Genomic DNA, 16,439 nt, shown 5'->3' with positions numbered 1-16,439 from the left:
TTATTTTTAATTATTTTTTAATCAATTTAATCTTTTTTTTATTAAATTTCTTTTATTTTTATTTCTTATTTTCTTTAAATTCATAAAAATTTATTAAATATAGTTAATATATTATATATTGAAAGATTTGAGTGATAACATGACTATGAAAACAGGAAGCAATTTAAAGTTTAATGATCAATATGAATACTTAACATTTGATTTAGACCAGGAATTCCTATTGGGAGAATTGAAAGGCGAGGAAATAAGAGATAAAATGATTTCCGCTCAGGAAATATTGGATAATCATTTGGAAAACAACTACAGCCCTGGAGATGAGATAGAAATAGACAATCCCTTTGAAGACCCAAGACTTAGGAAATTCATTAAGATAAATGATGTGACAGATGACATGCTTGATATAATCTACTATCAACATCAAATCAACAAGGATGTTTATAAGTTTGTCACTATGAGTGAACCTCCTGTAAGAGGCCGTATCTTAATTCCAAAGGAATAAATTACTTTTTTTATCACTTTTTCATTTTTATATTTTTTTATATTTTTGACTGCTTTTTTTAGATATTTATTATTATTTAACTATTTTTTGCTCTAATTTTTTTAAATTATTTCAAATTTCAAAAATATTACGCCGTTATGATAAATTTTATTAACACGTGTTAACATATTTTAAAATAAGTATAAATTATGGATGATTAATTTTTATATTTATTATTCTTATCCAGGTGATTCTATGGATTTCGATGAATTGATGGAGAAAGGAAATCAATTAAGAAAAGAAAACAAGTATGAAGAAGCATTAGATGCTTATCAAGCTGCATTGAAAGCAGATAAAAGACGCACTGAAGCTTGGAATATGAAAGCAAGTACTTTAGGTCTTTTAGGAAAAACAGATGAAGCAATTGAATGTTTTGACAGATCATTGGAACTTGACTTTGAAGATGAGCAAACCTGGTTCTTAAAGGGAATGACTTTATTTGCTGTAAACCGTTTCAATGAAGCTAATTCCTGTTTTGATAAGGCAGTGAATGCAGACCCTCACAATCCAGTCTATTGGAAATACAAGGGTATGGTTTTAAGTCAATTGAATCATAATGCAGATGCCTTAAAATGCTTGGATAATGCATTGGAATTAAATCCAGATGATGAAGCGGTTCTTGTATTTAGACATACAGTTATAGAAGCGTTAGAAAAAGAAGAAAATTAAGTCGTAGGATGTTTCCTACAACTCTTTTTTTATTAATTTTTTAGATTATATAATTTAATAACTTATTTTAGACTATTTTTTAAAACCAATATGTTAAATAGACTATTTATTTTTTAAATTATTGACTTATTTTAGAACTTTTTAATACTTTTTAAAGCAACAATTTGATCTCTTAAAACAGCTGCTCTTTCAAAGTCCAAGTCATTAGCGGCCTCTTTCATTTCAGCCTCTAAGTCCTTGATCAATAACTTAAGCTCGTCCTTAGGCATTCCTTTAAGGTCATCTCTTGAAGGAGTTTTCTTAGTTGAGATTTTCTTATCCTTAAGGGTCCTGTATGTTGACTGAGGAGTGATGTTATACTTTTCATTGTATGCCATTTGAAGCTTTCTTCTTTTGTTTGTAATGTCTACAGCATTCCTGACTGAATCAGTCATGTCATCGACATACATGAGAACTTCACCGTCAACATTCCTCGCAGCTCTTCCGATTGTCTGGATAAGGGATGTTTCAGACCTTAGGAATCCTTCCTTATCTGCATCCAAAATAGCTACAAGTCCCACTTCAGGTAGATCAAGTCCTTCTCTAAGCAGGTTTACACCAACAAGAACATCAAACTCTCCACGCCTTAAATCGTCGATGATCTCCACTCTCTCCAATGTATCAATCTCTGAGTGAAGGTATCTTACCTTGATTCCGATTTTAGCATAGTAATCTGTCAAGTCTTCTGCCATTCTTTTGGTAAGTGTAGTGACGAGAATCCTTTGGTCCTTTGCCACTTTCTTCCTAACTTCACCAAGCAAGTCTTCAACTTGGCCTTGAACAGGTCTGATTGTGATTTTAGGGTCAACCAGTCCAGTTGGCCTGATGATTTGCTCTACAACATTCTGGCTTCTGGACATTTCATAAGGTCCTGGAGTAGCTGAAACATAAAGAACCTGATTTTGAATAGCTTCAAACTCATCAAATCTCAGTGGCCTGTTTTCCTTTGCAGAAGGCAATCTGAAACCATATTGTACAAGAGTCTCCTTTCTTGACCTATCCCCATTGTACATTCCTCTAATCTGTGGAACTGTTACGTGGGATTCATCAATGATTGTTAAATAGTCATCTGGGAAGTATTTTAGCAATGAATAAGGCATATCTCCCCAATTTCTACCTGACAAGTGCATGGAATAGTTTTCAATTCCTGGACAGTAACCCATTTCCTGAAGCATTTCTATATCAAAACGGGTTCTTTGCTCCAATCTTTGTGCTTCAACATATTTTCCATTGAGATTCAATTCCCTAAGTCTGCTTTCAAGCTCATCATTGATGTCCTTTAAAGCCTGATCCATTCTGTCAGCACCTACAACGAAGTGCTTTGCTGGAAATATCATGTACCTTTGAAGAGGCTCTTCCTTTTTGCCTGTAACAGGGTCTATTAAACTTATGGCATCTATTTCATCACCAAAGAGTTCAATTCTTATTGGGGGTGTTCCATGAACAGGATTGATTTCAATAACATCTCCCCTTACCCTGAATTGACCTCTTTCAAATGCAATGTCATTTCTCTCATATTGCATGAAAATAAGCTTTCTTAAAATGTCACTGCGTTCATAGATATCTCCTACAGCGATGGAAAATGCAAATTCCCCATAATCTTCAGGTGAACCTATACCATATATGCAACTAACACTGCTAACAACGATTACATCATCTCTGGATAAAAGTGATTGTGTAGCTGAGTGCCTCATTATGTCTATTTCCTCATTGATTGATGCCTCTTTATCAATGAATGTATCTGTTCTTGGCACATAAGCTTCAGGTTGATAATAATCATAATAGCTGACAAAGTATTCTACAGCATTGTCTGGGAAAAACACCTTGAATTCCTCGTATAATTGTGCAGCCAATGTCTTGTTGTGAGATATGATCAATGTTGGCTTTTGAACCTTTTCAATGATGTTAGCCATTGTATATGTCTTTCCAGAACCGGTGACCCCTAATAGTGTCTGTTCATGATATCCCTTCTTAATACCATCTACAAGGGATTCAATGGCTTGTGGTTGGTCACCAAGTGGTTTATATGGAGATTTAAGTTTGAATTCTTTCATTTTTGCACCTATTAATTTAAGTTTTAAAGGTAATTTTCATAATATACTTTTAGCTTTATTTCTTATAATAGTATGTATTTTTTAAAACTATTTTCATTTTAGAATATTAAATAACTTAAGTTTAATTTATATATATTAAAGCAAAAATGATATATATTATTATAAAAATATTATATAATGTATCAATAATAAGTGAGGATTATGGACTAAAACCCAAAAATTAAAATCACTTATTTTATGAATATGAGAAAAAAATATATGAATTAATTCAATATTATAAGAATTTATGTATTTGACTGAAAATATTTTAAGGAGGATACAAAATTTATGAAATTTAAGAAATCACATATCCTTTTGATTTCATTGATATCATTGTTCCTATTATTGGGTATGAGTGCAGTTTCTGCTGCAAGCGATGATGCAAGCATTGCTCAACCTATGGAAATAGATGATGTCGATGCAATTGATGATATGGGTAATGATGATATATTATCTGATGATGATGGAACAGAGGGAGGTAATAACGATCCTGTAGACCCTGGAACAGGTGAAACAACTGATCCACTTCCAGTTTCCAATACTACAATTACATCAGAAAATAAAACATATACATTTGGTTCCAATATCACATTTAAGGTTAATGTAACAGACAATCAAAGTGCAGAAATCACTAATATTGGGCCAGATAATTTTAAAGTGTTTTATCAAACAAATACAACAGATTATAAGGAAATAGATTATAATTATTCCGATTCTATAATACAGTTGGATTTTGATACAAATAAGACATTGCCAGTTCAAAATTACACTATAAAAATCGTATTTGTAAATAGTGTAATCGGTGGAGTTAATTATACAGAATCTGAAACAACTATTGATTTGAATATAACTCAAACCACTACAACTATTACTGCAACTAATGTGAGTTATGAGATAGCAGATGAAATAATCATTCCTGTTACAATGAAAGTTGAATCAGGAAAGACTCTTAACTTTAATATAACTAATATGAAAGTTTATTTAGTGAATGTTGATGGTACTTATAATGAACTAAATTATACTAAGGTAAATGGTAATGATATTAAATTACTTAATTTAACAGGGTTAGGTGAGAATAGAATCCTTTTAAATTATACAGGTAATGAAAATTGCCTTCCAATTAGTTGTACAGTTAAAGTAGAACTTAACAAAACTGTAACTCATATTGATGCAAATGATGTTAAAATTAAAAAAGGTGAAGATGTCATAATTCCTTTTGATGTTAGAATGACTTCCAACAATACAATTAAGGTCAATCAATCAAATATTACAGTTTATTTAAATGGTGATGAAGGTAATCTTATTAATTTCACATTAGTAAATGATGGCATTAAATTACTTAATTTAACTGACGAATTTGGTAACTATAGTGTTTATATTGGATATAAAGGTGTAGATGATTTCACTTATTCATCTAACAAGACAGTTAAAGTTTCTATTCTTGAAAACAACACTATCAATGCTAAGGATACAATCTATGTCTATAATAACACTAAAAATGTTACTATTCCAATCAACATTACAAATGGTAATAGTATTGTAGCTTTAAATAAAACTAATATTACATTAGTGCTTAAGTATCTCGATGGTGAAACAAATGTTACAGAAATTGTTACCGATTTTGATTTAACTGGTGAAAATGGAAATTATGTAATTAATTTCACTACTGATCATTTCAATAACTCTGAATTAACCATTATATATTCAAATGGAACTTTAAATGAGACTGAAAAGACTGTTACTTTGAAATGGTGCATAGATGTTGTTATTAATGCAACATCAACTTCAGCAGATTTCCAACAAGGCGAATTTAATTTTACAGTTTATTATATAAGCGAAGCTGGAGAATATGTTCCTTTACCTAATGCTACCATATCTGTTAATGTTGAAGGAGCAAGTTTCTATACAATTAATGGATATTCAATCTTTATTGGTCCAAGAGACTTCACAACTGATGAAAACGGTACAATAATTATTAAAAATGACAAGTCTTTTAACCTTGTTGGTTTTTCACAAAGTTTCTTACCAGCAGGCAATTATAATGTAACTTTTGATACCAAAGATCACTATGTCGTTAGTGAAAAAAAAGAGATTACAGTTAATAAGGCTCAAGCGAAAATTATAGCATCTCCAATTGTTGTTGAATATGAAAGTGGTAAAAAATTAAACTATACTTTCCAAGTTATCAATTCAAATACAGGAGAGGCAATTGGTTCTGTTCGTGTTCAATTCAGAATTTACTCTCCTTACATTGATACTACTATAAATGGAACCACAAATTCAACTGGACATTTAACAATCCATAATATGTCTTTAATTGGTGGAGTTTATAATTTAACTCTCAAATCAATAGACGGCAGCTTGATTTGCAGTGCTGTAAAACAGAACATAACAATTAAACCAAGGGATGTTGTCATCAGTGCAAACAACAGGACTATTTTATATGGTTCTGACGTTACTGTTGTAGCTACTGTAAAAGATAAGAAAACTGGAAATCCTGTACCAAATGCATATGTATTAGTTAAGGTTTACATCACTTCTACTAAAGTAAGCAACTTCGTGGCTAGAACAGATTCTAAAGGTGTTATCAGATTCAGCACTGGCTTATCCGTTGGAAAACATAAAGTGATCATTTCAATGTATGATACTAGCTATAAGTCTGGTTCTCTTACAAGATATGTCACTGTTAAGAAGGCAACAGGCCAGTTCAGTGCTCCTAGTGTAAGCACTTATTACAAATCTGGCAGATATTATAAGGTTAAATTGACCAATACTAAAAATAAGGCATTGATGTATGGCGCCACAGTGAATATTAAAGTATATGTTTCAAAATACAGATACTATAATTTAACTGGAGTAACTGGTGCAAATGGTTTGGTCCAATTTAAAATAACATTTAAGCCAGGAACTTATAAGGTTGTAGTTAGCTCTGCTGACAAAGGTTACTCTGCAAAGGCGGTAACCAGTCAAATCAAGGTAAGCAAATCACCTATTAAGATTGCTCCTACATCTTTAAAGGTTAAAAGATACAGCTACTTTAAAGTAAAAGTAACTAGCACAAAATCTAAAAAGGTCCTTTCTGGAGTAAAAGTTAAAGTTAGAGTTTATACTGGCAGAAAGTATAAAACATACACTATTAAAACCAATAAGAAAGGAATCGCTAGTTTAAAGATTTCTCAAAAAAGAGGTAAGCATAAGGTAGTCCTTTCACCTGGAAGCCCTACTTATTATTATGCTAAAGCTATTACTAGAACTTTAACAGTAACAAGATAAGATAAATTCAATTTATATTAGTTTAATTAAGAGATTTTTTCTCTTAATTCTTTTTTTGTTTTTTTAAAACAAGTTTTTATATAATTTTAACAATTTAATCTATTTTTTTAAAGAATTATATTAATAATTATTGCATAGATTTCTCTATTTTTAAAAAAAGCATAATGAGAATTTCTTTATTTTTAAGAAAAGCATAAAAGATGATTATTTATTTTAAATCATCTGTATTGATTAAATCACTGTTCATCAATGATTTCATTGTATCAATGTCTATTTGTCCGGGAGCTGTATTGTCATTAACCACAGCAAATGTAAATGGAACATTGAATTTGGATGCAATGACCCTTGTATAGCTTCCCAATTCTCCCATGGAGATTGCCACAACATTGTCAAAGTGGGATAAGATAGGCAATATTGTCAATGTGTCTTCAAGGGTATTAGGCATTACTGCAATCTTTGCAATGTCTCCAATCTCCTTTTCCTGAATGACAATATCCATCAATATGTCTAAATCTGGGGTTTGCTTAAAGTTGTGATAGGAAATGATTGATGTCACTCCAGTTTCTGTGATTGATTCTATAAGATCCCTATCGGTTTGAAGCTCAACATCAACGTAATCTGCCACATCACAGCATTCCCTAAGAATAGCTATTCTATCCTCTTCACCGCCTCTAAAGGATCCGCCTTCTTTAGAGCATCTGTTAGTGGCTATAATTGGGAAGTTAATCTCTTCAATAATTTCCTTTACAATCTTAGGATTAGGATTATCCATTCCATCGATTCTAAGCTCTAGAATATCTGCTCCTTTAATAATACATTCTTCAGCTACCTTTAGGATATCTTCCTTATTCCTTTGGAATATAGGTATAGCTATTTTAGTTTCACTGTACACGTTGTTTCCCCATTTATAAACAAAAATTATTTAAATTTAATAAATTCAATTTTTATTTTGATTTTTATCTATTAATATATTTAACTTATATAATTAAATACTTAATTGATTTTTAGAGCTTTTTTATAATTATTTGGGGTGGCGAATTAAAGAATAAAAGAATTCTTTTTAAATTAAAATAATTAAAGATATTAACTATAAAATCAAAGATTAATTTTAAAATAATTAAAGATATTAACTATAAAATCAAAAGATATAATTGATATTATGAAAGTAGTAGCTATTGGTGCAGATATTTCAAGCAATGATGTTTCTGTTTCTGAGTCATTAGTTGAAAACATTGAAAAGGACATTCCTAAGCTATTGGATTTGGGAGCTAAAAAGGCAGCTTTAACAAATATCACAGGTGATGATGTGGTTATAACCGCATTTGTTGAAGATGAACTTTTGGAAACAGTGAATGCAGGCATTGTAGAGATATTGAGAAATAATGCAGAGGACTTAGGAGATGTGGCTGGAATATCCGAAGACCCTAATAAAGGAGGGGAAGGAGTATCCTATGCAGAAGCGAACCTCGAAGATGGGGAGTATCAGGATGCCATTATTATGGCCTTTGACACTTATGGTGGAGAACCATTTGTGGCGGATGTTGCAAATTCTGTCATAGAAGCTGCAAGCGGTATGAAAGCAGTCACTGGAGTAAGTGATAGGATAGGTGAAAGAACTGATATTCCTGGAGTGGGATATGTGTCTCCAGATGATACCGATGATCCTGTTGTAGTGGTTTCAGTAAATGAACTGGAACAGATTGCCGTTGTTGCAAGTGCAATGATTGGTGCTGCACTTGGAAACAAAAACACTTATCTTGTAAAAAGGCATACCTCATGCAATGTGCTTCCTGGAAGTGTCTTGGTATCTGTAACTGCATTAATGAATGGAAATATGATTGATTTATCTATACCATTTGAAAACAAAACAAGAATTTTAGGTTAAGTATCATTTTAATTAATTTAACATTTAATATTTTTAATATTTTTATTTTTAAAACTAATTTAATTGATTGTTATTTTAATTAAAATTGCATTTATTTTTTTACTATTTTTTTATACAATATTTCAGCATTATTTTACCAATTAAATAATGAATAACTATTTAATATTTAAAGACTAAATATATTATTGATTAATAATTTTATATAAAATTTATATAATTATTATCTAGATTTAAACTTAATTAATTAATTACAATTAAAAAAATTATTTAAAATTTCGATTGTGGTTTATATGATAATATTAAATGAAAATACAAAATGTTTGGTACAGGGAATTACTGGAAAACAAGGTCAATTCCATACTGAACAAATGATAAAATACAATACAAAGATTGTAGCAGGAGTAACTCCCGGCAAAGGCGGTCAGGAAGTTTGTGGAGTTCCTGTTTTTGATTCTATTGAAGAAGCTAAGGAAAATGTTGATGTAAACGCATCAATCATTTTTGTACCTGCACCTTTTGCAAAGGATGCAGCATTTGAATCCATTGATCATTTGGATTTGGTTATTATAATTACTGAACACATACCTATTCATGACACTATGGAAATCATGGCTTATGCAAAGGCAAAAGGCGTTACTGTCATTGGACCAAACACTCCTGGTGTAATCTCTCCTAAAGTGGGAAAACTTGGTATTATGCCAACACATATCTTCTCTGAAGGTGATGTTGGAGTTATTTCCAGAAGCGGTACATTGACTTATGAAATTGCAAGCCAATTGACTCGTGCAGGAATCGGACAAAGCACTTGTGTAGGTATTGGAGGAGACCCTGTAATCGGTACTCCATACATTGATGTATTGGACATGTTCGAAAATGACCCTGATACAAAAGAAATAGTGTTGATTGGTGAAATCGGTGGAGGAGCTGAAGAGGCTGCAGCTGAATACATTAAGGAGAACATTACTAAACCTGTTGTAGCTTATATTGCAGGTCTTTCTGCACCACCTGGAAAAAGAATGGGTCACGCAGGAGCTATCATTGCTGGTAACTCCGGTACTGCAAAAAGTAAAATGGAAGCTTTGGCAGCTGCTGGCGTTAAAGTAGCTAAAAAACCTTCTGAAATTGTAGAATTTATTAAAGAAGCTCGTGGAGAATAATCTCTCCATCTTTTTTTATTTTTTCAATTAGAATTAAAATCATACAAATCTAAAAATTAAAATTTACAAAAACTGCTGTTTTTATTGAAACTATTTTTCTCGGTGATAATATGGATAAAGAAGAAATCATTGAAAAGTTATTGGCTGGTGAAATGAAGCTTTATCAAATTGACAAGTTTACTGAAAATGCAACAGAAGCTTTAGACATTAGAAGGGAGTTTATAGAGAGACGTTCCAATTGCAAGCTTGAAAAAATGGCTGATTATACTTTGGATATGGAACTTGCATTTGCAAAGAACATTGAGAATCCTATAGGAACTGTCCAAATACCTATTGGAGTGGCAGGTCCATTAAAAGTCAATGGGGAATATGCGAAAGATGATTTCTTTGTACCTCTTGCAACTTCTGAAGGTGCATTATTGGCTTCAGTCAATAGGGGCTGTTCAGCTATCACTGCAGCTGGAGGGGCTAATGCAAGAGTTATCGGCGATAAGATGACAAGAGCTCCAGCCATTAAAACAGATTCAGTTGTTGAAGCTGTAAAGGTCAAGCAATGGTTTGAAGACAAGTTTGATGAGCTTAAGGCAATTGCAGAATCAACAACTAGCCATGGAAAATTGGTTAAGATAGACCCTATAATCATTGTAGGAAATTATGTTTATCCTCGTTTCGTTTACTCAACTGGAGACAGTATGGGTATGAATATGGTGACAATTGCAACTGAAAAGGTATTGGCTAAATTGCATGAGGATTTAGGAGTTCACGCTTTGGCTTTAAGCGGAAATCTATGTGTTGACAAAAAGCCTGCAGCAATCAATATAGTAGAGGGAAGAGGAAAGACAGTGGTTGCAGACATATTAATACCAGAAGCTATTGTCAGAGCAAAGCTTAAGACAACTGCAAAGGCAATAGAAGAGGTAAATACAGCTAAAAACTTAATTGGTTCTGCTGCAGCAGGAAGCATGGCTTTCAATGCTCACTTTGCAAACATGATCGGAGCGATATTCTTGGCAACCGGTCAGGATGAAGCGCATGTTGTGGAAGGTTCATTGGGAATTACAACTGCAGAGGATAGGGATGGGGACTTATACTTCTCTGTAAACATGCCTGATTTGCCTATCGCTACAATCGGTGGTGGAACAAGGCTTGAAACTGCAAACGAAGGATTGCAGATAATCGATTGTGCAGGATCCGGCAAGGTAAATAAATTTGCTGAAATTGTCATTTCAACTGTTATGGCAGGTGAATTGTCTTTAATTGCAGCAATATCTGCTGGACACTTGGCAAAAGCTCATCAAGAGCTCGGAAGATAATTGATTTTAATTATCTTTTTTATTTTTTAATTTTTTCAATGTTTAACTATTCACTTTTTACTTTTTACTTATTTTACTTTATTTGATTTTTATGGAAAAAGAGCATATTGATTTCAGGAAAGAATTTGAAGAATTCAAAAAGGAATTGGAAAACAGCAAACCTATCTTTGATGATGATTCCATTGAGTTTAATGATTTTGACAATTTGCTGTCAAATGATGATTTCAATCCTTTAGATGAGCTTGATGAATCTAATGATCAATCTATTTTAAGCATGGATTATCCTAAAATTTCTCTTGAAACTGAAGATATTCTAATGAATTTAACCATTAAAAAGGATTATTCTGCTATCGATGATTTGGAAAAGAGGAAAGAGCAATTCATCAAGGACTTAAAGGAATTCATAGATGAATTTGAATCAACTGAAGAATCAAGTCATTTGATGAAGTACTATGACTAGTTTGATTTCAAATATAAAATAATAAATACTAAAATGAACATATAAACAATTACTTATTAACAATAGTTAAAATTTTAATTTGACTGTTTTAATAAAAGGTGATATTATGTGTAGTTCTGGAGGCCCAATGGCTGATCTTTCAATGAAAAAATTGAAAACAAAGAAATATAAATGCTTAGATTGTGGAAATGATTTTAAAGGATTAGGTAAAAAGGTTATCTGTCCTTCCTGTCAAAGTGACAATGTAGAAGCACAAGAATAAGTATATTGCTATTTTATATGTTAAGAGTGAATGTTTAATTTGCTCTTTAACTTTTTTTATTTTTAATAAATAACTATTTTTTTTAATTTTTATACTTAATATTATAGTCAATTTAATTATGCAATTAATGATATTCTTATCATTTTAAGCTATTGAATCATTTATCGGTGATATCATGGAAACTGAAATCAAATTTACTAAGGATGAAATACTGTTTTTGCTTGGTGAAAGCGGTATGGTTGGAATAGTTAAGGCTGGAGAGGATAAGATGCTATTTATAGGAACTCCTGACAGTGATGAGATAGTCCAATATCTTGAAGAAGATGATTTGATTGCTGTTTCTTCCTTTAATTTAGGTGAAAAATATGAAAAGGGAATAAGGTCTCTTGCTTACCTAACTAGGGATATAGAGTCACCTATACTTGTTCTTCCAAAGGATCACCCATCTTCTAAACGTCTTAAGATGGTATTGTCTGTAGGTGAAAACGTAAGATTGGACTGCGGAATAGTTCCTGGAACACACCCAGAACAGGATATCTTATGTTCCTGTGACAGCTTATCCGGATTGAATATAGTCAAATCCAAAGACGGTGTTGTTATAGAAGGAGAAGTGAAGAATTATAAGATTGAGCCATTTTAAGCATTTTATAATTTATTTTTCTTAAAAAGTTTTATTTTTTTAATCTCTTTTTCATATTCCTTTTAATTTTTTAAATTTCATTTTTAATTTTTTATATTTCCTTTTTAATTTTTTTATTACATTATAATTTTTTTTAAAAAGTTTTATATATATAAAATAAAATAATATAAAATGTTTTATTTAAACAAAATCAAGTATAAAAAATATAGAATTGACGAATATGTTATTGCATGAACAAGCATTCCAATTAATCGGTGAAGGTGTAGTCTTCTTAGTATTCCTGATAGTTATCATACTAATTGTAGGGCTTTTGCTCGGAATAATATTAGTAAGAAGAAACAAATTGTTTCTTCCTTCTGTTATAATCTTTATTGTAAATGTATTTTATTCCCCATTGAAGAGCTTTGCAAATCTTTTAGGCCTTGATGACTCCTTGGTTGACAGTATTGGAATTGAAGTGAGAAACAAGGTCAATAAAGCCAAGTTCGAAAAGATACCTCCTGAAGATAAGATAATTGTATTGCCGCATTGCCTTAGGTCTGCTCAATGTGAAGCAAGCCTAAAGGAAACAGGTGTTCAATGTACATACTGTGGAAAATGTGCAATTGGTGTCATTAAGGAAAAGGCAGAACCAATGGGCTATAGAGTATTTATTGTACCTGGTTCCAGCTTCGTTAAGAAGATCATTCAGCAGAATAAGTTCAAATCCGTTGTAGGGGTGGCTTGCCATGTGGACTTGAATCAAACAATGATGGCTTTGGCAGATTTTGCTCCTCAAGGAGTTCTATTGTCTACATCAGGTTGTTTTGAAACAAAGGTGGATATTTCAAAAGTTCTTGAAACAATAGGTTATTACGATTTTAAGAATGAAGAAGACGTTTAGTTTTTGTAAAGATAGATTATTACGATTTTAAAAAAAGAAAACTAAAATGAGGTGAAAAGATGTCTGGAAATGATATAAATCCATTTTTTACCATTAAGAAAGTAAGAGAAGGGGACGAATTGAAGATGGATCAGAAATTCATTAAGATTAGAATGAATTCCAATAAGGTTATGGCTATCCATTATAAGGCCCCTATGGAAAGAACTATTGAATTGGAGATGTTCTTTGAAGATTTCAATCCTATTGACAGAATAAACTATGATATAGGTGGAACCGGTTGGGTAGGTGCAAATTTCAGAGGTCTTATTGACGGTAAGGACGATTCCCTGCCTGTTGATTACGATTATAAGATTCTAATGTTAAAGGAATACAAATGTCCTACTAAAGTGGAACTTAAGAATTTAAAGAGAAGCTCTAAATTTAGGCCTAATTTTACTTTAGCTGATTCCTAAATTAAATTTCATATGGAGGAAAACCATGAACACTAAAAAAACAGCTATTATTGCATTAGCAGTTCTAGCAATAGTAATAAGTTCAGTTGGCGCTGTTTCAGCATTTGAATTATTTGGCATGAACATATTCGGTTCTTCTACTGATTTTGACAATAAATTCATGTCAGGTACATTCAATGGCGAAGTTATTCAAAATGAAATCAAGGATAATGGGTCAATTAAAGGATGGACTGATTCCTATAGTGACAATGAGAATAATATAACCTATAATATGTCCTGTGTAAAGGATGGAGATTTCATAACTGATGTTTATCAATTGCAGGGATTGGGAGCTCCTGAAGTAAGGAATTACAATGGTCAAGCTTGGAAAATATTCTATTCACAAGCTGTTCCCGACAACAATGTTACTGATAATAAAACACCTGGAAACGATACAAACAATACAATAAATGTCTATATCTGTGAAGCGGATATCAATGGAACTGCTTACACAATCAATGTACTGTCCTATGGTAACAAAACTGAATGTGACGGTACTTTATTCTGTCCATTGTATAAGGATTACATAGGTCCTTTAGTTGAAAGCATCCAATTTAAAGATGCTAAAAAAGCTCCTAAAATGGCTGATTTAATGGGCATGTCAGATGAGGAGTTTAAATTCAATAAGGATTACGTTGATGGAATTTTAAATGGAACCATTGATCCAAGCAAACTTCAATAATAAATAATGAATTAATTACAAAAAAGAACAGAATAATTAAATATTTATTCTGTTGAATTTTCTTTTTTTAAAATGATTAGTATAAGTGATATTTATGAAAGTAACTGTTTTTCATGCTAATGAATGCGATAAAAGGAAATGCACCGCATTTAAAATGGAAAAGCAAGGAAAATGCAAAATAGTCTATAAGATACATCAGATTCCTCGTGGTGCAGTTGTCTTGAATCCATTTTCCGAAAAGGCAGTTTCCTATGAGGATAGGCCTCTTGTTGAAAATAAGGGAGTTGTAGGGCTTGACTGTTCCTGGAATAAGGTGTCAAAGTCTGCAAGTTTCTTTAGCTTATCTAAATATCACAGATCTCTTCCCTTTTTAATTGCTGCAAATCCTGTTAATTTCGGAAAGCCTTGCATATTGTCTACAAATGAAGCGATTGCAGCTACATTTTACATAACCGGATTTAAAGAGGAGGCCCATCATATCATGGATGGTTTCAAATGGGGTCATTCCTTCATTGAAATGAATTATGACTTATTGGAAGCTTACAGTGATGTAAAAACAAGTGAAGAGGTAGTACGAATACAAAATGAGTTCTTAGAGGCTCATGAAAGGTAAAAATAAACCTAACATTTATATAGTATTAAATTAATATATTTTATTAATAGTTATGATTACATGCTGTTGTAATTCATAATTTATTCTTTTAAACTTTAATTATGAATTTAATGAATTATTTCTCTAGAATTTTTTCATGAATTTCTATTTAAGTTATATTGATCAATTAATTTAATAAGATATGGAGGAATTATTAATGGCAAGATTTGAAGAAGCAGAAAACAGAATGTTTAATGTAAAAATCTGTTTAAAATGTAATGCACGTAATCCTGCTGGAGCTACTACTTGTAGAAAATGTGGTTACAAAGGTTTAAGATTCAAAGCAAAAGAACCTAGAGGATAGATCCACTCTATCCCTTTAAACTTAAAAGAGAATTTTTATTCTCTTTAGATTTTTATATTAAATTTCTTATTTTAAAAACTAATTTTAACTAATTTTATAATTTCAACTATTTTTATCAATTTTACTAATTTTAACAAATTTACAAATTTTACTAATTTTATAATAATTTTCAGAAATTTATATTAATTTTAAATACTAATAAGTTAATAAATATATGTAATTAATAGATTATTTAAAAAATTAACTTATATTAATCTAAATAATCTAAATTAATTTACTTTAATTAATTATATTTAAAATTCATTGTGTGATTATATGGAAAATGTTGAAGCTCATTTTAAGGAAATATTGAAAACTCGTAAAATTCATTTAACTTTAATCGATCCTGATGAACAAAGCCCAGAAGAAGCTGTATCTATTGCTAAAGCAGCAATTGAAGGTGGCAGTGATGGTATTATGGTTGGAGGTTCCACCGTAGACACTGCAGCACTTGATGGAACTTGCAAGGCATTGTCTGAAAATATCGAATTGCCTATTGTATTGTTCCCAGGAAATATCAATGGTGCAAGCAAATACGCAGATGCAATCTTCTTTATGAGTTATTTAAATTCAAATAATCCTTATTGGATTATAGGTGCACAAGCATTGGCTGCACCTGCAGTTAACAAAACAGGTATCGAAAAGATTCCTATGGGTTATGTCGTAGCAGAACCTGGTGGAACTGTCGGTTGGGTTGGAGATGCTAAATTAATCCCAAGAAACAAGCCTAAAATCCCAGCTATCTATGCTATGGCGGCTGAAAACTTAGGTATGAGATACTTCTATATTGAAGCAGGTTCCGGTGCAGATCAACCTATTCCTCCTGAAATGGTTGCTTATACAAAAAGAGCTACCCAAGACATTGTTCTTGTAGTAGGTGGAGGAATCCGTGATGCAACAGCAGCTTATACTGCAGCAAAAGCTGGTGCAGACATCATTGTTACTGGTACTGTTGTAGAAGAAACTTCAGATGTTAAAGGTAAAATCCAAGAGATAGTAGCAGGAGTTCGTAAGGCTTCTGAATAATTAAACTATTTCTTTTTTTCTTTTTTTTACTAT

At 31.6% G+C, this 16,439-nt stretch carries 17 protein-coding genes; 15 read left to right on the top strand and 2 right to left on the bottom strand.

Annotated features, from left to right (window positions below):
• The first annotated feature begins 139 nt into the window (after nucleotides 1-139).
• Nucleotides 140-499 (top strand): hypothetical protein, encoded by a 360-nt coding sequence (locus ACJMLB_RS05235; protein ID WP_405324261.1) that lies wholly within the window; start codon nucleotides 140-142, stop codon nucleotides 497-499.
• A 234-nt stretch (nucleotides 500-733) separates the two neighbouring features.
• Nucleotides 734-1,207: a tetratricopeptide repeat protein gene (locus ACJMLB_RS05230; RefSeq protein ID WP_405324259.1), complete on the top strand. Its 474-nt coding sequence runs from the start codon at nucleotides 734-736 to the stop codon at nucleotides 1,205-1,207.
• 131 nt (nucleotides 1,208-1,338) lie between these two features.
• Here ACJMLB_RS05230 and uvrB read toward each other — a convergent pair whose 3' ends face one another.
• Nucleotides 1,339-3,300 carry an excinuclease ABC subunit UvrB gene (gene uvrB, locus ACJMLB_RS05225; protein ID WP_405324257.1) on the bottom strand — a complete coding sequence of 654 codons (1,962 nt, stop codon included), beginning with the start codon at nucleotides 3,298-3,300 and terminating at the stop codon, nucleotides 1,339-1,341.
• Nucleotides 3,301-3,627: 327 nt separating this feature from the next.
• On the opposite strand from uvrB, the gene ACJMLB_RS05220 reads away from it, so the two are divergent.
• Nucleotides 3,628-6,612 carry a hypothetical protein gene (locus tag ACJMLB_RS05220; protein WP_405324255.1) on the top strand — a complete coding sequence of 995 codons (2,985 nt, stop codon included), beginning with the start codon at nucleotides 3,628-3,630 and terminating at the stop codon, nucleotides 6,610-6,612.
• A 208-nt stretch (nucleotides 6,613-6,820) separates the two neighbouring features.
• Here ACJMLB_RS05220 and aroD read toward each other — a convergent pair whose 3' ends face one another.
• Nucleotides 6,821-7,504: a type I 3-dehydroquinate dehydratase gene (gene aroD, locus ACJMLB_RS05215; protein WP_405324253.1), complete on the bottom strand. Its 684-nt coding sequence runs from the start codon at nucleotides 7,502-7,504 to the stop codon at nucleotides 6,821-6,823.
• A gap of 267 nt (nucleotides 7,505-7,771) precedes the next feature.
• Between aroD and ACJMLB_RS05210 the strand changes: the two genes are divergently transcribed.
• The 12 genes from ACJMLB_RS05210 (at nucleotide 7,772) to ACJMLB_RS05155 (ending at nucleotide 16,406) form a co-directional block, all read left to right on the top strand.
• Complete coding sequence (locus ACJMLB_RS05210) at nucleotides 7,772-8,497, top strand: hypothetical protein (RefSeq protein WP_405324249.1); 726 nt, start codon at nucleotides 7,772-7,774, stop codon at nucleotides 8,495-8,497.
• A gap of 290 nt (nucleotides 8,498-8,787) precedes the next feature.
• Nucleotides 8,788-9,654, top strand: coding sequence for a succinate--CoA ligase subunit alpha (gene sucD, locus ACJMLB_RS05205; RefSeq protein WP_405324247.1), 867 nt, complete (start codon nucleotides 8,788-8,790; stop codon nucleotides 9,652-9,654).
• 110 nt (nucleotides 9,655-9,764) lie between these two features.
• Nucleotides 9,765-10,967, top strand: a complete 1,203-nt coding sequence (gene hmgA / locus ACJMLB_RS05200) for a hydroxymethylglutaryl-CoA reductase (NADPH) (RefSeq protein ID WP_405324245.1) — start codon at nucleotides 9,765-9,767, stop codon at nucleotides 10,965-10,967.
• A 91-nt stretch (nucleotides 10,968-11,058) separates the two neighbouring features.
• The gene (locus ACJMLB_RS05195) at nucleotides 11,059-11,427 is read left to right on the top strand and encodes a hypothetical protein (protein WP_405324243.1); all 369 of its coding nucleotides are present in this window, start codon (nucleotides 11,059-11,061) and stop codon (nucleotides 11,425-11,427) included.
• 106 nt (nucleotides 11,428-11,533) lie between these two features.
• Nucleotides 11,534-11,689: a hypothetical protein gene (locus tag ACJMLB_RS05190; protein ID WP_295618478.1), complete on the top strand. Its 156-nt coding sequence runs from the start codon at nucleotides 11,534-11,536 to the stop codon at nucleotides 11,687-11,689.
• 175 nt (nucleotides 11,690-11,864) lie between these two features.
• A complete protein-coding gene (locus tag ACJMLB_RS05185) occupies nucleotides 11,865-12,329 on the top strand; it encodes a hypothetical protein (protein ID WP_405324241.1) in 465 nt (154 codons plus the stop codon).
• 220 nt (nucleotides 12,330-12,549) lie between these two features.
• The gene (locus tag ACJMLB_RS05180) at nucleotides 12,550-13,212 is read left to right on the top strand and encodes a DUF116 domain-containing protein (RefSeq protein WP_405324239.1); all 663 of its coding nucleotides are present in this window, start codon (nucleotides 12,550-12,552) and stop codon (nucleotides 13,210-13,212) included.
• 59 nt (nucleotides 13,213-13,271) lie between these two features.
• Complete coding sequence (locus tag ACJMLB_RS05175; RefSeq protein ID WP_405324237.1) at nucleotides 13,272-13,664, top strand: hypothetical protein; 393 nt, start codon at nucleotides 13,272-13,274, stop codon at nucleotides 13,662-13,664.
• 25 nt (nucleotides 13,665-13,689) lie between these two features.
• Nucleotides 13,690-14,385: a hypothetical protein gene (locus tag ACJMLB_RS05170; RefSeq protein ID WP_405324235.1), complete on the top strand. Its 696-nt coding sequence runs from the start codon at nucleotides 13,690-13,692 to the stop codon at nucleotides 14,383-14,385.
• A 94-nt stretch (nucleotides 14,386-14,479) separates the two neighbouring features.
• Nucleotides 14,480-14,998, top strand: coding sequence for a DUF367 family protein (locus ACJMLB_RS05165; protein WP_405324233.1), 519 nt, complete (start codon nucleotides 14,480-14,482; stop codon nucleotides 14,996-14,998).
• A 196-nt stretch (nucleotides 14,999-15,194) separates the two neighbouring features.
• On the top strand, nucleotides 15,195-15,341 hold the full coding sequence (locus ACJMLB_RS05160) for a 50S ribosomal protein L40e (protein ID WP_048812436.1): 147 nt from the start codon (nucleotides 15,195-15,197) through the stop codon (nucleotides 15,339-15,341).
• Nucleotides 15,342-15,656: 315 nt separating this feature from the next.
• Nucleotides 15,657-16,406, top strand: coding sequence for a geranylgeranylglyceryl/heptaprenylglyceryl phosphate synthase (locus ACJMLB_RS05155; protein WP_405324231.1), 750 nt, complete (start codon nucleotides 15,657-15,659; stop codon nucleotides 16,404-16,406).
• Nucleotides 16,407-16,439 lie beyond the last annotated feature (33 nt).

It is taken from the genome of Methanobrevibacter sp., assembly GCF_045114555.1.
GTDB lineage: Archaea > Methanobacteriota > Methanobacteria > Methanobacteriales > Methanobacteriaceae > Methanobrevibacter.
This window is presented reverse-complemented; position numbering and strand designations above follow the sequence as displayed.

What these genes read in the sequence shown, in the direction of transcription:
- ACJMLB_RS05235 (WP_405324261.1), top strand. Translation starts at nt 140, where the DNA reads ATGACTATGAAAACAGGAAGCAATTTAAAGTTTAATGATCAATATGAA.
- ACJMLB_RS05230 (WP_405324259.1), top strand. Translation starts at nt 734, where the DNA reads ATGGATTTCGATGAATTGATGGAGAAAGGAAATCAATTAAGAAAAGAA.
- uvrB (WP_405324257.1), bottom strand. Translation starts at nt 3,300, where the DNA reads ATGAAAGAATTCAAACTTAAATCTCCATATAAACCACTTGGTGACCAA.
- ACJMLB_RS05220 (WP_405324255.1), top strand. Translation starts at nt 3,628, where the DNA reads ATGAAATTTAAGAAATCACATATCCTTTTGATTTCATTGATATCATTG.
- ACJMLB_RS05210 (WP_405324249.1), top strand. Translation starts at nt 7,772, where the DNA reads ATGAAAGTAGTAGCTATTGGTGCAGATATTTCAAGCAATGATGTTTCT.
- sucD (WP_405324247.1), top strand. Translation starts at nt 8,788, where the DNA reads ATGATAATATTAAATGAAAATACAAAATGTTTGGTACAGGGAATTACT.
- hmgA (WP_405324245.1), top strand. Translation starts at nt 9,765, where the DNA reads ATGGATAAAGAAGAAATCATTGAAAAGTTATTGGCTGGTGAAATGAAG.
- ACJMLB_RS05195 (WP_405324243.1), top strand. Translation starts at nt 11,059, where the DNA reads ATGGAAAAAGAGCATATTGATTTCAGGAAAGAATTTGAAGAATTCAAA.
- ACJMLB_RS05190 (WP_295618478.1), top strand. Translation starts at nt 11,534, where the DNA reads ATGTGTAGTTCTGGAGGCCCAATGGCTGATCTTTCAATGAAAAAATTG.
- ACJMLB_RS05185 (WP_405324241.1), top strand. Translation starts at nt 11,865, where the DNA reads ATGGAAACTGAAATCAAATTTACTAAGGATGAAATACTGTTTTTGCTT.
- ACJMLB_RS05180 (WP_405324239.1), top strand. Translation starts at nt 12,550, where the DNA reads ATGTTATTGCATGAACAAGCATTCCAATTAATCGGTGAAGGTGTAGTC.
- ACJMLB_RS05175 (WP_405324237.1), top strand. Translation starts at nt 13,272, where the DNA reads ATGTCTGGAAATGATATAAATCCATTTTTTACCATTAAGAAAGTAAGA.
- ACJMLB_RS05170 (WP_405324235.1), top strand. Translation starts at nt 13,690, where the DNA reads ATGAACACTAAAAAAACAGCTATTATTGCATTAGCAGTTCTAGCAATA.
- ACJMLB_RS05165 (WP_405324233.1), top strand. Translation starts at nt 14,480, where the DNA reads ATGAAAGTAACTGTTTTTCATGCTAATGAATGCGATAAAAGGAAATGC.
- ACJMLB_RS05160 (WP_048812436.1), top strand. Translation starts at nt 15,195, where the DNA reads ATGGCAAGATTTGAAGAAGCAGAAAACAGAATGTTTAATGTAAAAATC.
- ACJMLB_RS05155 (WP_405324231.1), top strand. Translation starts at nt 15,657, where the DNA reads ATGGAAAATGTTGAAGCTCATTTTAAGGAAATATTGAAAACTCGTAAA.